A 16,476-nucleotide genomic window follows, 5' to 3' on the forward strand; every position below is an offset into this window, starting at 1 on the left:
TCGAGGTGCTCGTGCGCCAGAGGTGGCAGTCGAGGCCGCGGAGCGAAGGATGTCGGAAGGCGAACGCCACGCCGAGTCCGACGCCACGCGGCAGACGAATGGGCTCGCCCGCGCAGGCCAGGGATGAGGCCCAGCGGGTCGCTGAAAAGTCCCGGCCGGCAGAATCGGCCTGCCCCTTCGGACAGATGCGCGCGCGCGGGTCGGTGCGCCGGTGGTCGAGGTGCTCGTGCGCCAGAGGTGGCAGTCGAGGCCGCGGACCGGCGCACGGCGCTCCTCGATGATGGATCGGGCGGCCTCGCGGGGCTCCGCTGCGAGATTTCAGCGGCCTGCGAGGCCGAGGCGAGGATAATTAGCTGTCCGAGAGGACATGTCTGAATGTTTAAAACATGTCCTCTCGGTCATGTCATCGCGGCAGCCGCTCGTGCAGCCAGCCGGACACGAGCTGGAGCTCGGCGGTCGAGACCTCGTGCTGGATGGGGTAGTCGTGCCAGCGGACGTCGCGGCCGGGGCGGAGGGCGGCGTCGTGGGCGGCGCGGCCGGCGAACATCGGCACGAGGGGGTCGTGGCGGCCGTGGCAGAACAGGGCCGGGGTGTCGAAGTTGGCGCGGGTCTGCTCGTCGCGCTTGTCGGCCAGGAGCTCGTAGGCGCTGAGGACGAGCAGGCCGGCGAGGGTCTCGGGGTGACGCGAGCCGGTGAAGAGGGCCATGGCGCCGCCCTGGCTGAAGCCGCCGAGGACGATGCGGTGGCTGGCGATCCCGCGGGCGTTCTCGCGGGCGATGAGGCGGGTGATGGCGGCGGCGCTGGCCCGGATGTGGGCCTCGTCCTCGCGCGGGCCGGCGTGCGGCTCGAAGCCGAGGCTGCGGATGTCGTACCAGGCGGGCATGACGAAGCCGCCGTTGATCGTGACCGGCAGCGAGGGCGCGTGCGGGAGGATGAAGCGCGCCCACGGCAGGCCGAACAGCGGGACGGCCGGCTCGAAGTCGTGGCCGTCGGCGCCGAGGCCGTGGAGGAAGATGACGCTGGCAGTGGCGGGGACCTGGGCGTCGACCTCGACGCAGGGGAGCAGTTCGTTCATGACGGCACGCAATCACTCGGCGGCGGCGCCGAAGAAGATCTCGGTGACTTTTTCGCGCTGGGCGTCGAAGGTGAAGATGACGCCGCTATAAACCGAACCGGCGACGAAGGACAGCGCGTCCTGCTCCTCCTCGGGGTCGCGGTCGGCGAGGTAGGCGGCCTCCACGGTTTTATAAAGGTCCCCGATGCCGATCCCGCGAGCAGTGCGCAAGGCGCAGGGGGCGACGGCGCGGATGGCGGCGAGCGCGTAAGGGCCGCGCTTGTCGGCGGCGTCGAGGGTGAGCTCGAGGCCCCTGTCCGGCCAGCTCCACTGCTGGACGTAGCTGCCTGTCGCTTCGGACATCTCGGCCCGGCCGCGGCGCACGGGGGCGCCGAGGAGCCGGGTGACCTCGTCGGCGGCGAGGCCGATCTCGAGCTCGCCGAGCCGCTCGCGCGTGAGGATCGACGGCGGCTCCTCGGGCTCGCCGCCGTCGTCGGCGCCGGCGTCGGGCGGGCCGGGCAAGAGGCAGGCGCCGAAGCTGACCCAAGCGCCAGGTCGCTCGCTCGGCCTCCATTGCTCGCGGGTGCCGAGGACGTCGCCCGGGTGCTCGGCGCCGATTTCGCGGCAGGCGTGCGTCAGCGAGCGGGCGACGATCGATCTGCTGCCGCCTCCGCGAGCCTTGCGCTCGAGACCCTCGCAGTCGGCCTCGGCCTGCCGGCAGGCGGTCGTCGGGGTCGGGCCGACCCGCGAGTAACAGGTGCACCACCAGCGGACCTGCTCGGCGGCGGGAGGGTTGGCGAGGGGTGGGCTGTCCTTGGGGGCAGATGTGGCGGACGGGCTGTCCCTGGGAGGGGGTGCGGAGGGCGAGCTGTCCTCAGAGGCAGGTGTGGAGTGAGTGCTGTCCTTGGGAGCAGGTTGCGCGGCGGGGCCCGGCGAGCTCGCAGTGCAAGCCGCCGCCAGGAGCACGAGCGCCGCGGCGCAGGTGGGCGCGAGCTGGAGGAGACGGCGCGGGCGACGGAGCACGACTGGTGGTCGCAGACTCTCCAGAGCCGGTCAAGCGCGGCCTCGGGCGAGGACGCGCGTCCATGGGTAGCGAACGCTGGTCGCGTTCTCCAGGCCGCGTGCACGCGTGCTGCCTGGTAGATCGCTTACGCAGCCGGCGAGGCCGCCGGAGAACTCATGGGACGGACTCGACGAAGGCGATCTCGGCGCAGTGCGGCAGTCCTCCCTCGCCGCGACCTTCGTCTTCCTCCACCTGCCTGGCAGTGTCGTCTGGACGACGAAATCGTCGGTCCGCTGGCGGTGCGGGGCGTCCCGTCATGAACGAGCGCGCTCGTTCCGCGGGGGTCCGCCGCTGACGCGCCGCTGCGAGGGTGTCGAGGCCGCGGGAGGACTCGACGGGGGTGATATCGGCGCTGCTCGACAGTCTTCTTCCACCACTCGGCAGTGTTCGCCTGGACGACGAACTTGTCGGTCCCCGGGACGGGGCGGCGCATTCCCCTCGTGTCGTGTCCTGACGGCTCGTTGCAGGCCATGAGGGCGAGGGCGAGGACGACCGCGGGCGGGGCTTGCCGCCGTACTCGCTCCCGGAGCGATCGAGGATGTCCTTTGGGACATGTACGCGATCACGGGGCGAGCACGCCGCGGACGCTGAGCTCGACGCCGGGGGGCGGGATCGACATGGCGAACGGCTGCGACTGGAGGCACTCGAGGACGTCGGTCGCGTTGCCGTGGTCGGCGAACTGGCGCCCCAGCAGCTTGCCGTCGGGGCCGAAGGTGGCCTGGACGAAGATGTTGCTGGCGTCCTTGCCGCCGCAGGCGCGCAGGAGCGAGCCGCGGCGGTCGTCGAGGGCCTTCTGCAGCTCGGAGGTGGCGGCGGCGCGGGCGGCCTCGAGCCGCACCTGCGCGCTCGTGTCGACCTCGATCTGCGGCCCCGGGTCGGCGAGCCAGGCCTTGCGGTCGGAGGTCAACTTGTCCTCGGGGACAGGTTCGATCCGCGGGGGAGCGGCGGCGACGTGGTCGGGGCGCGGGTCGAAGTCGTCGAATTGCCGCCGCGCCGGGTCGGCGTCGGCCGCCTGCACGCCGAGCGAGACGGCCGGCTCGGGCCCGGCCGCCGGCGCGGCGGGCTCGGGCGCTTCACCGCCGGACAGGAGGTACCAGCTGCCGAGCAGGAGCACGGCGCTGCCGGCGAGGGCCGCGGCGATCCGCCGACCGCTGCGCGCGAAGATGTCTGAACTTCGGGTCATGTACGATCATTGGGCCGCCCCGGCCGTGCGGCCGGGACGGGCGCGAGGGTCAGTACTTGGGCCATTCGGAGCAGCAGTACTTGCCGCTCTTGGTGTTGCCCACCGGGTCCTGGCCGTCGAAGTTGTTGCAGTCGGCGATGTTGACGTACATCGCGTCGTCGTCGTCGACGCGGTCGGCGAGCCACGAGTTGATGATCGGCGTGAAGCCGCCGGCGATGCAGGCGCGACGGATCTCCTCGTGGCGGCACAGGTGCGCCCCGCCGTAGAAGTTGTAACAGTCGTTCGTGGACAGGTTCCAGTTGGTGCCGAAGTTCTCGTGGTACACGCAGAGCAGCGAGCGGGCCGTGTTCACCGATGCCAGCTGGTCGGCGAAGTTGACAGCGGGGCACGCGGGCACGCTGGTCGGCCCGGGGGCGCCTTGCGGACCCTGGGGGCCCTGGGGTCCCTGGGGTCCTTGCGGGCCGGTGGCGCCTGCGGGGCCGGCCGGACCTGAAGGGCCGGCGGGACCGGCGGGGCCGGCGGGGCCGACCGGACCGACAGGACCGGCGGGGCCCATCGGACCGACCGCGCCTTGCGGGCCCGGAGCGCCTGCAGGGCCCTGAGGGCCGGCGGGACCGGCAGGACCGGCGGGGCCCGTGTTGCCCTGGAGGCCTTGCGGGCCCGGATCGCCCTGCGGGCCGGCAGGGCCGGCCGGGCCCGCATCGCCCTGCGGGCCGGCAGGGCCAGCCGGGCCCGCATCGCCTTGCGGGCCGGCCGGACCGGCGGGACCCGGGTCGCCCTGGACGCCTTGAGGGCCTGCAGGGCCCGGATCGCCTTGCGGGCCGGCGGGACCGGCGGGGCCCGGGTCGCCCTGGACGCCCTGGGGGCCCGCGGGGCCGGGATCGCCTTGCGGGCCCTGGGGACCGGCGGGGCCGGGCTCGCCCTGGACGCCCTGGGGCCCGGTGGGGCCGGGATCGCCTTGCGGGCCCTGGGGACCGGCGGGGCCGGGCTCGCCCTGGACGCCCTGGGGCCCGGTGGGGCCGGGATCTCCTTGCGGGCCCTGGGAGCCGGCGGGACCGACGGGGCCGGCAGGACCGGGCGGGCCATCGGCGCCGGCGGGGCCGGCAGGGCCGTCGGGACCGGCGGGGCCGGCAGGTCCGGCGGGACCGGCGGGGCCATCGGCGCCGGCGGGGCCGGCAGGGCCCTCGGGACCGGCGGGGCCGGCGGGACCGGCGGGGCCGGCGGGGCCCTCGGCGCCGGCGGGACCGGCAGGGCCCTCGGCGCCGGCGGGACCGGCGGGTCCGGGCGGGCCGGCGGGACCGATCAATCCGGACGGATCGCCGACCCACTGGCCGCTCTCGTTGATGACCTGGCCGAAGCCCTGAATGTTGACACTGGTCGGGTTGATCTCGCCGCGGACGTCGCCGGCGAACATCGCATACGGGACGCTGACGATCGCCGCGCGCGGGGTCATCTCCGGGTCGGCGCCGACGGTGATGCCGAGCCAGCGGGTGCTGCCGTCGAAGACGATCTCGTCGAGGACGAGCTGTTCGCCGAGGCGGACCGAGAAGAAGCCCTCGTCGAAGGTGACGCTGATGGTCTCGGCCCAGATCTCGTTGCCGGCGACCTCGGCGTCGTAGATGGCGAAGGTGAGGTCCTGGGTGCCGTCGACGGGGACGCCGTTCGCGTCGAAGAGGCGGCCCTGGTGGGTGACGAGGGCGGGCACGGCGAGGGCGCTGGCGTCGGTCGGGAGCAGCCACGCGGACGCGAGCACGGCCCCGAGCCACCACCTCTTCATCATCGTCCTCGTCCGGTTGCGTTGCGTCGATTTCATGGCGGGTTCCCGTTGGCGCCGATCAGGCCGCCCTGCAGGCGAAAGTTGTCGGAGATGTAGATGCCCTGATTCTGGGTCGGTTGGCCCAGGGTGAAGACCATGCGAAAACTGGGGCTGGCGGCGACGGTGCCGCTGTTGACGGTCTGGGTGACCGAGCGGCCGGCGACCGGATCGCCGGTGGTCGTGCCCGTGTCCGTGTCGGTCGCCGAGGTGGTCGTGGTCGACGTCGTGGTGTCGGTGTCACCGGTGGTGGACGTCGTCGAATCGGTGGTGGTCGGGGCGACCGTGGTGGTCGGCGCCTCGGTGGTCGTCGAATCGGTGGAGGTCACCGGATTGGTGGTGGTCGGCGTGTCCGTGGTCGGTGAGGCGGTCGGCGAATCGGTGGACGTCGGCGCGTCGGTCGTCGTCGCCGTCGGACCCTCGGTGCCACTAATAGAGAGCGTGCCGGCGGTCGTGTCGTCGGCGCATCCGGCCGCGTTCGACGCGGCGCATACCAGCCCCAATACAGCCCCACACCTGCGCCCAAGCGCGGTTCGGCGCATGCTCACCCCCAGTCCGAAGAGCGACGTCTACAACGAGAGACGCGGCGATCGACTCGCGCCCCACGACGCGACGATCTCGGTCCACGCTATCATGATTGACAGCGGAGCGACAAGACCACACTTTCGCGCGAGAGGGCCGGTGCGTCGGCGGCTGCACGGCGCGATGCGTGGGGGTGAGGCCTCGGGCGAGGATGCGTCGAATGTCCCGAGGGACATGCGCGAGCGGGACGCGGACGTCTCATGCGAGATGTCCATTGGGACATGTGACGGGGCGGGGCCGCGCAGGTCGGCGGGTGGGATACGGCGGAGGGCGCGCCCGCGCGCGGCGGCGACGACGGCGAACGCCGACGTCGGGGCGCCGGAAAATGATATGACAGCGGGGCCCGAGGTCTCTGATGTTGCCGTGCCTGCGCCGTGTCGTGCTCCCGCTCCTGCTCGCGTTGCCCGTGGCCTGCGACGGCTCGGCGCCGGCGGCCCCGCCCGACCGGCCGAGCGCCGAGACCCCGGCGGCCTCGCCCGAGGCCGAGAAGCAGTACCAGGAGGCGCTCGAGCTCGAGGCGGCCGGGCGCCACGAGGAGGCCCGGCTCGCCGTGGAGAAGGCGATCGCCGGCGGGTCAGGGCGGGACGCCAAGCTGCTCGCGGCCAAGCTGGCGATCCTCCGCGACGACCTGGACGAGGCGACCCGGCTGCTGGAGCCGCTCGCCAGCGACGGCGGCGACGCGCTGGTCCTCTACAACCTCGGCCTCGTGGCGCAGAAGCGCGGCAAGTACAACAACGCCCGCAGCAACTACCTGGCCGCCCTCAAGGCCGACCCCAACTACAACCCGGCGCGCTTCAACCTGGCGGTGCTCACCTGGGAGGCCGGGGTCAAGGACGAGGCGCAACACCACGCCCGCAAGTTCATCGATGCGGTCCCCGGCGACGACCCCTTCGCCGCCAAGCTGCAGCAGATGATGGGCGGCGTGGCCCCGGCCCCGGCCTCGCCCGGCCAACGCTGAGCGGCGAGTTTACCCGGGGACATGTTGAAATGAACATGTCGTGAAGGACATGTACTTTTAGACATGGCGCGTGGGGCGGGTTGAAGCGCGAGCTCGGCGCATCCGCAGACGGGCCACGAATCACGAGCCGGACGACGCGGTCCGTCCCGGCGTCGAGCTGGAGCGCGAGCGCGTCGACGCGGAGTCGTGCCCGTCGCCGTCGCGGCGGCCGAGCTGTCCGGAGGGACATGCGGACGCCGGTCAGGTCGGGCGGAGGCGGGCGAGGTAGAAGCCGTCGGTGTGGTGGGCCTCGGGCGTCCAGGTCTCCTCGTGCTCGAGCGTGAAGGCGCCGGCCTCGCAGGCGGCGCGGACCAGGCGCGGGCCCTCCTCGGGCTCGAGGCTGCAGACGGCGTAGACCAGGCGGCCGCCGGGGCGCACGCGGGCGCGGCAGCGGTCGAGGAGGCGGCGCTGGAGGTCGGCGCAGGCGGCGATGTCGTCGAACTGCACCGTGGCGCGCAGCTCGGGGTGGCGGGCCAGGTTGCCGAGGCCGGTGCAGGGGGCGTCGAGCAGGACTGCGTCGTAGGTCGAGTCGTCGACGCCGAGCTGTGGTTCGGGGGCGGCGAGGTCGGCGACCACCGTGGTGAAGCTGAAGTCGGGCGCGTCGAGCTCGCCGCGGCGGCGCAGGGCGGCGTGCTCGCCGAGGCGCTGCTCGCTGGCGTCGGCGGCGACCAGGCGGCCGCGGCGGCGCATCAGCTCGGCCAGCTGCAGCGACTTGGTGCCCATGCCGGCGCAGGCGTCGAGGACATGTTCTTCAGGACATGGCGCGAGAGCCAGAGCAGCCCGCTGCGCGCCGAGGGCCTGGATCGAGAACAGGCCGCGCTCGTGCAGCGGGTGGCGGACCAGCTCGCCGCCGCCGCGCACGCGCAGAGTCTGCGGCTGGTCGGGGAGCAGCTCGACCATGGCCTTGGAATCGGCCTCGCGCAGGGCCGCGGCGACCTCTTCGGCTGTCGTTCGGGACAGGTCGACGCGGAGCTCGACGGCGGGCGGCTCGGCGAGGGCGCGGGCGCGGGCGAGGGCGAGGTCGGGGCCGAGGGTGGCGAGCCAGCGGCCGGCCAGCCAGCGGGGGATCGACCAGCGATTGGCGAGGACGTCGAGCGGTTTGCCGGCGGCGAGGCGGGCGTCGAGGGCGGCGCCCTCGCGGTCGATGGCGGAGAGGATCGCGTGCAGCGGGCGGGCCAGGCCGCCGCTCGGGTCGAGGGCGGTGGCGAGGCCGAGGGCCTGGGGGATCGCGGCGTGCGGCGGGTGCTGCAGCTCGCGCAGCTCGAACACCGCGACGCGGGCGATCTCCCGCGCCCGGGCGCTGAGGGCCTTGGGGCGGGCGGCGGCGGCGTCGATCAACGCGTCGAGGCGGCCGCGGTGGCGCAGCACGCCGTACACGAGGGTCGTGGTGAGGCCGCGCTCGCGCCGCTCGAGATCCGGGTGGCGCTCGAATTGCTCGGCCAGGATCCGGTTGCTGAAGCCGCGGCGTTGATCGATCTGCCGGAGCGTCTGGACGGCGAGCGCACGGGCGGTGATGGGGTTTCTCGGCACGGGGGCGCGGATCGTAGCCGCAAAGGGTGTTATGGTGTCGACGATGTCGACGCGCCGCAGCGCCGCGATCGCCGCCGTCCTCCTCGGGGCCGCCCCCGCGGGCTGTGAGGAGCCGCTGCAGCCGGTGTCCGAGGCGCCCACGCTGCTGGCCGAGGCCGGCGATTACACGCAGTGGGCGCGGCCGAAGAACCGGGCGGAACGCCAGCCGGTAGTCGCGCCCCACGGCGGGTTCGTCGACATCTACATCAACGACGTGGTGGTCGCCGACCAGGCGATGGTCCTGCCCGAGGGGCTGCCCGCGTGGTCCGACGAGGCGATGGTGGTGCTCGCCGGCCACGACGCGATGGAAGGCGGGTCCCTGGTGCAGGTCGCGGTGATGCAGAAGCGCGGCGGGGTGTGGGCGTGGGAGCAGTACGACGGCTCCAGCGACGAGCCGCGCTTCTCCGGCCGCCCCGACGTGTGCGTCGGCTGTCACAGCGCCGGCGAGGATTTCATCCGGTCGTTCCGCCTGCCCGACCCACCGCCCGAGGAGTGACGGGCGCTACGGCGAGGTCGGCGCGAGGAGTCGGAGCGAGGGGACGAGGTCGAAGCGCGGCGTGAGGAGTGAGACGCGGCGCAGGGCGTTGCGAGGAGCGGGACACCCGCGAGCGGGTGGGTGAGGCGTGAGTCGTGGCGGGGGGCGAGGGGCATGTGCTTGCTCGCGGGCGGACGAGGGGCTATGCCCCCCGGCGATGCTGCAGAACGCACTCGTCCGTGTCCCCACCGAGGACCTCAAGCGGCTGCTGGCGCTGCTCCACCGCGGAGAGCTGCAGTGCCCGCTGACGCCGGTCGAGGTGACGCGGTGCGGCTTCCAGATCCACATGGACGCGCTGCTCGGCCACCTGCGCGGGCTCGAGGCGCCGGCGGTGCGGGCGGTGCTGACGGCGGTGCTGCTCGAGCGACAGGCGGCGCAGGAGCGGATGCCTCGCCTGGTCTGAAGGGCATGTCTTGAGGGACATGTTGTAGGTCGTTCGCGGCCGGCGAAGCGGCGTCACGAAGCGCGGGCCGCGACGATCGGCGTGAGGCGAGGTCGTCGCGACGAGCTCGGATGCCCGTGCGAGGGCGACTCGGAGCACCTCGCGCGGCGTCTCGCAGCAGCGCCGCGCCGGGAGCGTCACGGGTGATCGGCGCTCACGGCCGGGCGCAGTTCGAGAGCGAGCTTCGGGCGCCGGTATGGCCGGCTTCGCGCCTGCATTGGCAGCCGCGCTCGCCGCCGGCCGCCGCTATCATCCGTCGATGCGCTCCTGCCCGCACGCCCGGACGCTCCTGGTCGGTATGTGCCTGGCGACCTGCCTGACGACCGCGCGCGCCGACGTCATGCCCGAGGCCGAATACGACGGTCAGGAGATCGGCGCGGTCACCGAGCTCTCCGGCCTGTCGCGCTTCCCCGAGCATGTCTTCTACGTGTTCCCGGCGTACTGCACGGAGGCGCTGGCGAAGTTCACGGGGTCGCTCGAGTCCGGCGACGAGGATCCAGAGATCGATCCGCGGTTCTACTACGACGACAAGAACGACGGCCGGCCCAATTACCTGGTCCTGAGCGACGGGCAGCTGCCCCGGTGGACCAGCGGGGACACTCCCTGCATCTCCTCGACCCTCTATTCCGTGGCGCGCGAGGTCGCGGCCGGCGTCGATCTCGCGGCCATGCCGCTCGCGGAGATGCACCGCTTCTTCACCGAGGACCCGCGGGTGTTCCGCAGCGACTTCGAGTTTCAGGGTTCTCCTCTGTACGCGCCGAAATACTCGCGGCTGCGCGCGGTCCACGAGGCGGTCCGGATCGTTCGCGTCGGGCCGACCGAGCTCGACGCCGTCCTCGACGCCGCCACGTATCGCTTCGAAGACGGCACCGAACAGACGCTCAAGCTCGCCCACACGGAGCGCCCCGCGCTCCCGTTCAAGCCGCTCAAGCCGGAGAAGATCGCCAAGTACGCCGACAAGTACGCCAAGTGGGAGGCCCGCCAACCACTCGAGCCGCCTCCTGCACCGCAGCTCCCCGCGAGCGAAGACCTCGCCGCCGAACCGGTTGCCGAACCAGCCGCCGACGCGACCGCCGGAGCGGACGCTCCAGTCGTTCCGCCGCCCGCCGAGGCGCCCGCGGTCGACCTCGTCGCCTCGGCGCCGGCCCCTGCACCCGCTCCCGTCGCTCCCGCGCCCGCTTCGCCGCTGGAGCCCGAATTCGCGGCGCCTGGTGAGGATGTCCCCGAGGACATGGATGAAGAGGCAGCTCCGACCTCGGATCCCGCCTGGCCGCTGGGCGCCGCGATCGCGGGAGGTCTGGCGCTCGTCGTCGTCGTCGCGCTGACGCGTCGGGCACGAGCCGGCGGCTGATCGCGGCAGACATGGCACGAGATGGGGGCACTTTGGCCGCTGGGAGCTGCGATCGCGGGAGTCCTGGGGCTGGTCGCCGTCGTCGCGCTGACGCGTCGGCCGCGAGACGGCGGCTGATCGCGGCAGACATGGCACGAGATGGGGGGACTTTGGTCGTTGGGCGCCGCGATCGCGGGAGTCCTGGGGCTGGTCGCCGTTGGCGCGCTGACGCGTCGGGCGCGAGCCGGCGGCTGATCGCGGCAGACATGGCACGAGATGGGGGGCACTTTGGCCGCTGGGAGCTGCGATCGCGGGAGTCCTGGGGCTGGTCGCTGTCGTCGCGCTGACGCGTCGGGCGCGAGCCAGCGGCTGATCGCGGCAGACATGGCAGGTCACTGGATTCACCGCCGAGGTACCGGTCGCGTCGCGACGGCAGTCGCGGACGGTATGGGCTACGGACGGCGAGTTCAGTGAAATCATGTCGCGGCATCCTCCGCGGGCGCTTCACCGCCGGATCGGCCCGGGAAACGGTTCGGCTGCGACCATTTTAAAAAGACATGCCCCTGAGGTCATGTCCTCGGGGGCATGTTCTTCAAGGAAGAAAGCTCAGTGGGTGAGCTTCTTGTAGCGGATCCGGTGCGGCTGGAGGGCGTCGTCGCCGAGGCGCTTCTTCTTGTCGGCCTCGTAGTCGGCGAAGTTGCCCTCGAACCAGGTGACCTTGGAGTCGCCCTCGAAGGTGAGGATGTTGGTGGCGATCCGGTCGAGGAACCAGCGGTCGTGGCTGATGACGACGGCGCAGCCGGGGAAGGCCAGGAGGGCCTCCTCGAGGTGGCGGAGGGTGTCGACGTCGAGGTCGTTGGTGGGCTCGTCGAGCAGCAGGAGGTTGCCGCCGCGCTTGAGCAGCTTGGCCAGGTGGACGCGGTTGCGCTCGCCGCCGGACAGCACGCCGACCTTCTTCTGCTGGTCGGCGCCGTTGAAGTTGAACTTGCTGACGTAGGCGCGCGAGTTGACGTCGCGGCCGGCGATGCTGAGGACCTCCTGGCCGCCGGAGATCTCCTGCCACACGGTCTTGTTGGGGTCGAGGGCGTCGCGGGACTGGTCGACGTAGGCGATGTCGACGGTCTCGCCGACCTTGATCGCGCCGCCGTCCGGCTTCTCCTGGCCGGTGATCATGCGGAACAGGGTGGTCTTGCCGGCGCCGTTGGGGCCGATGACGCCGACGATGCCGCCGCGCGGGAGGGTGAAGGTCAGGTCCTCGAACAGCAGGTGGTCGCCGTAGGCCTTGCTGATGCCCTTGCACTCGACCACGGTGGTGCCGAGGCGCTTGGTGAAGGGGATGACGAGGTCGGTGGTGTCGACCTTCTTGTCGCTGGCCTGGGCCAGCAGCTCCTCGTACGCCTTGACGCGGGCCTTGCTCTTGGCCTGGCGGGCGCGCGGGCTCATCTGCACCCACTCGAGCTCGCGCTGGAGGGTGCGCTGGCGGTTGGACTCGGCCTTTTCTTCCTGGGCCAGGCGCTTCTTCTTCTGGTCGAGCCAGGACGAGTAGTTGCCCTTCCACGGGATGCCGGAGCCGCGGTCGAGCTCCAAGATCCACCCGGCGACGTTGTCGAGGAAGTAGCGGTCGTGGGTGACGGCGACGACGGTGCCGGGGTAGTCCTGCAGGTGCCGCTCGAGCCAGGCGACGCTCTCGGCGTCGAGATGGTTGGTGGGCTCGTCGAGCAGCAGGAGGTCGGGGCGCTGCAGCAACAGGCGGCACAGGGCGACCCGGCGCTTCTCGCCGCCCGACAGCTTGGTGACGTCGGAGTCGCCGGGCGGGCAGCGCAGCGCGTCCATGGCGATCTCCAGCGTGCGGTCGAGCTCCCAGCCGTTGCCGGCGTCGATCTTGTCCTGCAGCTCGGCCTGCTCGGCCAGCAGCCGGTTCATCTCGTCGTCGCTCATCGGCTCGCCGAGCTTGGTGCTGACCTCCTCGAAGCGGGCCAGCGTCGTCTTCATGCCGATGACGGCCTCCTCGATGTTGCCCTTGACGTCCTTCTTGGGGTCGAGCGCGGGCTCCTGCGGCAGATAGCCGACCGAGACGCCCTCGGCGCTCCAGGCCTCGCCGATGAACTCCTTGTCGACGCCGGCCATGATCTTGAGGAGGGTCGACTTGCCGGAGCCGTTGAGGCCGAGCACGCCGATCTTCGCGCCGGGGAGGAAGCTGAGCCAGATGCCCTTCAACACCTCCTTGCCGCCGGGGTAGACCTTGCGCAGGTCCTTCATGGTGTAGATGTACTGATACGAGGCCATGCCGTGACGACTCCTGGAGCGCCCTGCGGGCGCGGGGCGGGAGGATAGCAGAGGCGCGGGCGAGCAACCGCGGCCGCGAGCGGCGGCAGTTGCGAGCCCCGCCGGCCGCGACCGGCGCGAGCGCGGGCCGGCCTCGGTCCGGGCGGCCCCCGGGGCCCGCAGGCGTGCTCGTCCGCATTTTCCCGGGCTGCGCGGCGAACCGGCGGCGCGCCGGGCGGGAGATCGCCGGAAGGGCTTGCGGCCGGGGCCGATGCGCACCCATCATCCCCCGCGAGATGAGCCAGACGACGGAAGCAGATGTGGTCAAGCCGGCGGCGCCGGTGGCGGTCGAGGTGCCGGTGGGCGTCGAGCCCGACGCGAGCAAGCGCTCGGCGCAGGCGCAGGCGCTCGCGGTCGAGACGTCGTTCAAACGCTACGGCATCAACCGCTGGGGCAGCGCGTTCATCCGCGCCAGCAACGAGGGCCACCTGGTGTTCGCGGCGCCGAACTCGCCGGCGGTCGACCTGTTCGCGCTGTCGCAAGAGCTGGCCCGCCGCGGCATCCGCACGCCCTACGTGGTCCGCTTCCCGACGATGATCGAGAACCAGATGGGCACGCTGAAGGACGGCTTCGCCAAGGCGATCGCCGACAACAGCTACGAGGGCAAGCACATCGGCGTGTACCCGCTGAAGGTCAACCAGCGCCGCAGCGTGGTCGACACGGTGGTCAAGGCGCGCGAGAAGTTCAACTACGGGCTCGAGGCCGGCTCGAAGCCGGAGCTGCTGCTGGCGATGGCCCAGCCGCCGCTCAAGGGCTCGCTCCTGGTCTGCAACGGCTACAAGGACCGCGAGTTCATGCGCATGGCCTTCCACGCGGCCGAGCTCGGGCACCACACGATCATCGTGCTCGAGAGCACCCGCGAGGTCCGCCGCTACCTCGACGTCTACCAGGAGCAGGACTGGACGGCGAAGCCCGAGGTCGGCATGCGCGCCAAGCTGTACAGCCGCGGCAGCGGCCGCTGGCAGAGCTCCGGCGGCGAGAGCAGCAAGTTCGGCCTGACGACCAACGAGCTGCTGGCGGTGGTGCGCGAGCTGACGGCCGCGGGGATGGTCGAGCAGCTGTCGCTGCTGCACTTCCACATCGGCTCGCAGATCACCCAGATCAAGCGGATCAAGACGGCCGTCCGCGAGGGCGCCCGCATCTACGCCGAGCTGCAGCAGCTGGCGCCGCAGCTGCGCTACCTCGACCTCGGCGGCGGCATCGGCGTCGACTACGACGGCTCGCGCACGTCGTACCCGTCGTCGGCCAACTACTCGCTCGAGGAGTACGCGTCGCAGGTGGTGTTCGAGGTGATCGAGGCCTGCCGCGAGGTCGGGGCCCGCCAGCCGACGCTGCTCACCGAGTCGGGCCGCGTGGTGGTGGCCAACCACGCGGTGACGATCGCCGACCTGCGCGAGGTCCAGGGCGAGCTGCTGCCGGTGCCCGAACCCGGCGAAGACGAGCACCGCCTGGTCCACGAGCTGCGCAGCACGCTCGAGAGCCTCAACATCAAGAACGTCGAGGAGTACTTCCACGACGCGATCGACTACCGCGACGAGTGCCTGCAGCTGTTCTCGCGCGGCTACCTGAGCCTGCAGGACCGCGCCAGCGCGGAGGGCCTGTTCGGACGGATCCGCAACAAGGTCAAGCAGATCGTCGAGCCGATGCCGCACCCGCCCGAGGAGATCGTCGACTTCCTCGGCAAGGCGCACCAGAAGTACCTGGTGAACTTCTCGATCTTCCAGAGCATCCCCGACGCGTGGAGCATCGACCAGGTGTTCCCCACAGCGCCGCTGTCCCGCCACGGCGAGAAGCCGACCATCAACGCGCAGATCGTCGACATCACCTGCGACTCCGACGGCTGCGTCGAGACGTTCGCCCACCCCGACGAGAACATGCCGTACCTGCCGCTCCACGAGCGCCGCGGCTCGGACGAGAAGTACTACCTGGGGTTCTTCATGACCGGCGCGTACCAGGACAGCCTGGCCAACGTGCACAACCTGTTCGCCCGCTGCCACGAGGTCATCCTCCGCAACCCCGACGACGACATGGTCCTGCCGGGCAGCGAGCGCGTCGAGCTCGGCGAGAACTTGACGTTCGAGATCAAGATGGGCGCGACCTGCGAAGACGTGCTGTCGGCGATGGACTTCGACGTCGAGCGCATGACCCGCTGGCTCCGCGACCGCCACCTGGCGGTCGAGACGACGCTCGGCGAGTCCTGGCTGCTCGGGGTGCTGCAGAGCTATCCGTATCTGTCGCGCTGATTCGCGGGCGAGGCTGCATCGAGACACGGCGATCGTCTTCCGCGGCGATCGTCGTGTCTTCGCGGGCTGCGGCGATCGGCTTCGCGGCGATCGTCCCGTCTTCGCGGGGCGGGGCCGCGGCGATCGTCGTGGGGCGGACGGGAGGCGGCGCAGCGGGTCGTTGTCGCGACGCCGGACCTGCCATGCCACGTGCTCGACGCCGATGAATTTCTGGGCTTGTTCGTCGATCGGCTCGGCGTCTCCGCGCGAGGCATGGGGCCCCGGCTGCGTCCCACTGCGCCGCCTCCCGTCCGCCTGCAGAGAGCGTGGTGGGCCCCGCTTGTCGCCGGGCGACGAAGGTCGAGCTCGAGCGCAACTGCGGCGGTCCGGGCAGCAGGAGGCGGTCGTACGTGGGATGTCCCAGGTCTTAGTGGAGTGGGATCTTCGTCGAGCAGGTCGAGCGCGAGCGGGCTATTGCGGCGGCGTTGGGAACATGAGGCGGTCGCACGTCAGGCGCGCGGCGGTCCTTCGCTTGTTGCGGCGGGCGTCGTCGTGGAGCACTTCGATGCCCTGCGAGGTCACGGTGAGCACCGGCGCGACGTGGACAGGGCCGATGGCCGCGGCGCCGAGGACCTGCGCGGATTCGGTGAGCAACGCGACGAAGCCGTGGGGATGACGCGTCGCGCCGTGGCGCGCGATCGGGGACAGGGCCCAGCTCACGGCCACTCCTCCGGGCCACCAGGCGAGGTGCGCGTGCCAGATCGTCCACGTGTTCGGATCGGGGTAGCGGGCGACGAGCACCGCCGGGCCGACCTGCCGGAGCTGCGCGTCGAAGCGGACGAGGGACAGGCGCAGGCCGTCGAGGGCCTCCGCGACATACAGCGCGATCGTTCCGGTGTCGGTGCGCCGGCTCGCCTTCCACCGTCCCGTGCCCGCGAGGTCCGAAGGCAGGCCCTCGCCTTCGATGGGACCGACGAGCGGCGTGTCGGCTTCGAATCGGCGGAGCTGGGTGTAGCGCGGGCAGCTCTGGCTCTGCGGGAGCGGGGGCACCGGCGCGGGCACAGGTGGAGTGCAGGCGGCGACGATGACCAGCGCGAGCCCGACGAGGCGGCGGGGCTCGGGTCCACGAGAGCGTCGGGGGGCGTTCGTCACTCGAACCCGGGGACAACGTACCGGGAGTCGTCCGCGAGTTCCACCATCGGCCGCGACGAGGCGATGCTAGGGGCGACGGGCGGGATGAACGAGGAGGCGTGGGGCGTCGAGCGCGAGGGGGAGCTCCGATGCTACCGTCCGGGGCGCGGCGCGAGGGGCGATGAATCATCACGACGGACGACGGCGACGGGTGCGAGGCAGGGGCGCGG

General features: G+C 71.9%; 13 protein-coding genes. 5 read left to right on the forward strand and 8 right to left on the reverse strand.

Annotated features, from left to right (window positions below; translation table 11 throughout):
- Positions 1–403 precede the first annotated feature (403 nt).
- The 5 genes from O0S08_RS49025 to O0S08_RS49045 form a co-directional block, all read right to left on the reverse strand.
- Positions 404–1,075, reverse strand: coding sequence for an alpha/beta hydrolase (locus O0S08_RS49025; protein ID WP_269036465.1), 672 nt, complete (start codon positions 1,073–1,075; stop codon positions 404–406).
- Positions 1,076–1,087: 12 nt separating this feature from the next.
- The gene (locus O0S08_RS49030) at positions 1,088–2,077 is read right to left on the reverse strand and encodes a hypothetical protein (RefSeq protein ID WP_269036466.1); all 990 of its coding nucleotides are present in this window, start codon (positions 2,075–2,077) and stop codon (positions 1,088–1,090) included.
- A 602-nt stretch (positions 2,078–2,679) separates the two neighbouring features.
- Positions 2,680–3,300, reverse strand: coding sequence for a hypothetical protein (locus O0S08_RS49035; RefSeq protein WP_269036467.1), 621 nt, complete (start codon positions 3,298–3,300; stop codon positions 2,680–2,682).
- A gap of 49 nt (positions 3,301–3,349) precedes the next feature.
- Positions 3,350–5,077: a DUF8740 domain-containing protein gene (locus O0S08_RS49040; RefSeq protein ID WP_269036468.1), complete on the reverse strand. Its 1,728-nt coding sequence runs from the start codon at positions 5,075–5,077 to the stop codon at positions 3,350–3,352.
- 32 nt (positions 5,078–5,109) lie between these two features.
- A complete protein-coding gene (locus O0S08_RS49045) occupies positions 5,110–5,442 on the reverse strand; it encodes a hypothetical protein (RefSeq protein WP_269036469.1) in 333 nt (110 codons plus the stop codon).
- A gap of 632 nt (positions 5,443–6,074) precedes the next feature.
- Here O0S08_RS49045 and O0S08_RS49050 point away from each other — a divergent pair.
- Positions 6,075–6,653, forward strand: coding sequence for a tetratricopeptide repeat protein (locus O0S08_RS49050; protein ID WP_269036470.1), 579 nt, complete (start codon positions 6,075–6,077; stop codon positions 6,651–6,653).
- A gap of 240 nt (positions 6,654–6,893) precedes the next feature.
- Here the strand turns inward: O0S08_RS49050 and O0S08_RS49055 are convergent, their stop codons facing one another.
- Complete coding sequence (locus O0S08_RS49055; protein WP_269036471.1) at positions 6,894–8,222, reverse strand: RsmB/NOP family class I SAM-dependent RNA methyltransferase; 1,329 nt, start codon at positions 8,220–8,222, stop codon at positions 6,894–6,896.
- Between the two features lie 43 nt (positions 8,223–8,265).
- On the opposite strand from O0S08_RS49055, the gene O0S08_RS49060 reads away from it, so the two are divergent.
- The 3 genes from O0S08_RS49060 to O0S08_RS49070 all read left to right on the forward strand — a co-directional run bounded on the left by O0S08_RS49060 (position 8,266) and on the right by O0S08_RS49070 (position 10,589).
- Complete coding sequence (locus tag O0S08_RS49060) at positions 8,266–8,757, forward strand: hypothetical protein (protein WP_269036472.1); 492 nt, start codon at positions 8,266–8,268, stop codon at positions 8,755–8,757.
- 196 nt (positions 8,758–8,953) lie between these two features.
- Positions 8,954–9,199 carry a hypothetical protein gene (locus O0S08_RS49065; protein WP_269036473.1) on the forward strand — a complete coding sequence of 82 codons (246 nt, stop codon included), beginning with the start codon at positions 8,954–8,956 and terminating at the stop codon, positions 9,197–9,199.
- Positions 9,200–9,497: 298 nt separating this feature from the next.
- Complete coding sequence (locus O0S08_RS49070; RefSeq protein ID WP_269036474.1) at positions 9,498–10,589, forward strand: hypothetical protein; 1,092 nt, start codon at positions 9,498–9,500, stop codon at positions 10,587–10,589.
- Between the two features lie 585 nt (positions 10,590–11,174).
- Here O0S08_RS49070 and ettA read toward each other — a convergent pair.
- Positions 11,175–12,854 carry an energy-dependent translational throttle protein EttA gene (ettA, locus tag O0S08_RS49075; RefSeq protein ID WP_269036475.1) on the reverse strand — a complete coding sequence of 560 codons (1,680 nt, stop codon included), beginning with the start codon at positions 12,852–12,854 and terminating at the stop codon, positions 11,175–11,177.
- A gap of 275 nt (positions 12,855–13,129) precedes the next feature.
- Here ettA and speA point away from each other — a divergent pair, with 275 nt between their 5' ends.
- On the forward strand, positions 13,130–15,136 hold the full coding sequence (speA, locus tag O0S08_RS49080; RefSeq protein ID WP_269036476.1) for a biosynthetic arginine decarboxylase: 2,007 nt from the start codon (positions 13,130–13,132) through the stop codon (positions 15,134–15,136).
- A 450-nt stretch (positions 15,137–15,586) separates the two neighbouring features.
- Here speA and O0S08_RS49085 read toward each other — a convergent pair whose 3' ends face one another.
- Positions 15,587–16,267 carry a hypothetical protein gene (locus tag O0S08_RS49085; RefSeq protein WP_269036477.1) on the reverse strand — a complete coding sequence of 227 codons (681 nt, stop codon included), beginning with the start codon at positions 16,265–16,267 and terminating at the stop codon, positions 15,587–15,589.
- Between the last annotated feature and the right edge of the window lie 209 nt (positions 16,268–16,476).

The organism is Nannocystis punicea, assembly GCF_026965555.1.
Classification (GTDB): domain Bacteria; phylum Myxococcota_A; class Polyangia; order Nannocystales; family Nannocystaceae; genus Nannocystis; species Nannocystis punicea.

Coding starts and splice junctions, on each gene's coding strand:
- O0S08_RS49060 (WP_269036472.1), top strand. CDS start 8,266: ATGTCGACGCGCCGCAGCGCCGCGATCGCCGCCGTCCTCCTCGGGGCC.
- ettA (WP_269036475.1), bottom strand. CDS start 12,854: ATGGCCTCGTATCAGTACATCTACACCATGAAGGACCTGCGCAAGGTC.
- O0S08_RS49025 (WP_269036465.1), bottom strand. CDS start 1,075: ATGAACGAACTGCTCCCCTGCGTCGAGGTCGACGCCCAGGTCCCCGCC.
- speA (WP_269036476.1), top strand. CDS start 13,130: ATGAGCCAGACGACGGAAGCAGATGTGGTCAAGCCGGCGGCGCCGGTG.
- O0S08_RS49040 (WP_269036468.1), bottom strand. CDS start 5,077: ATGAAGAGGTGGTGGCTCGGGGCCGTGCTCGCGTCCGCGTGGCTGCTC.
- O0S08_RS49070 (WP_269036474.1), top strand. CDS start 9,498: ATGCGCTCCTGCCCGCACGCCCGGACGCTCCTGGTCGGTATGTGCCTG.
- O0S08_RS49035 (WP_269036467.1), bottom strand. CDS start 3,300: ATGACCCGAAGTTCAGACATCTTCGCGCGCAGCGGTCGGCGGATCGCC.
- O0S08_RS49065 (WP_269036473.1), top strand. CDS start 8,954: ATGCTGCAGAACGCACTCGTCCGTGTCCCCACCGAGGACCTCAAGCGG.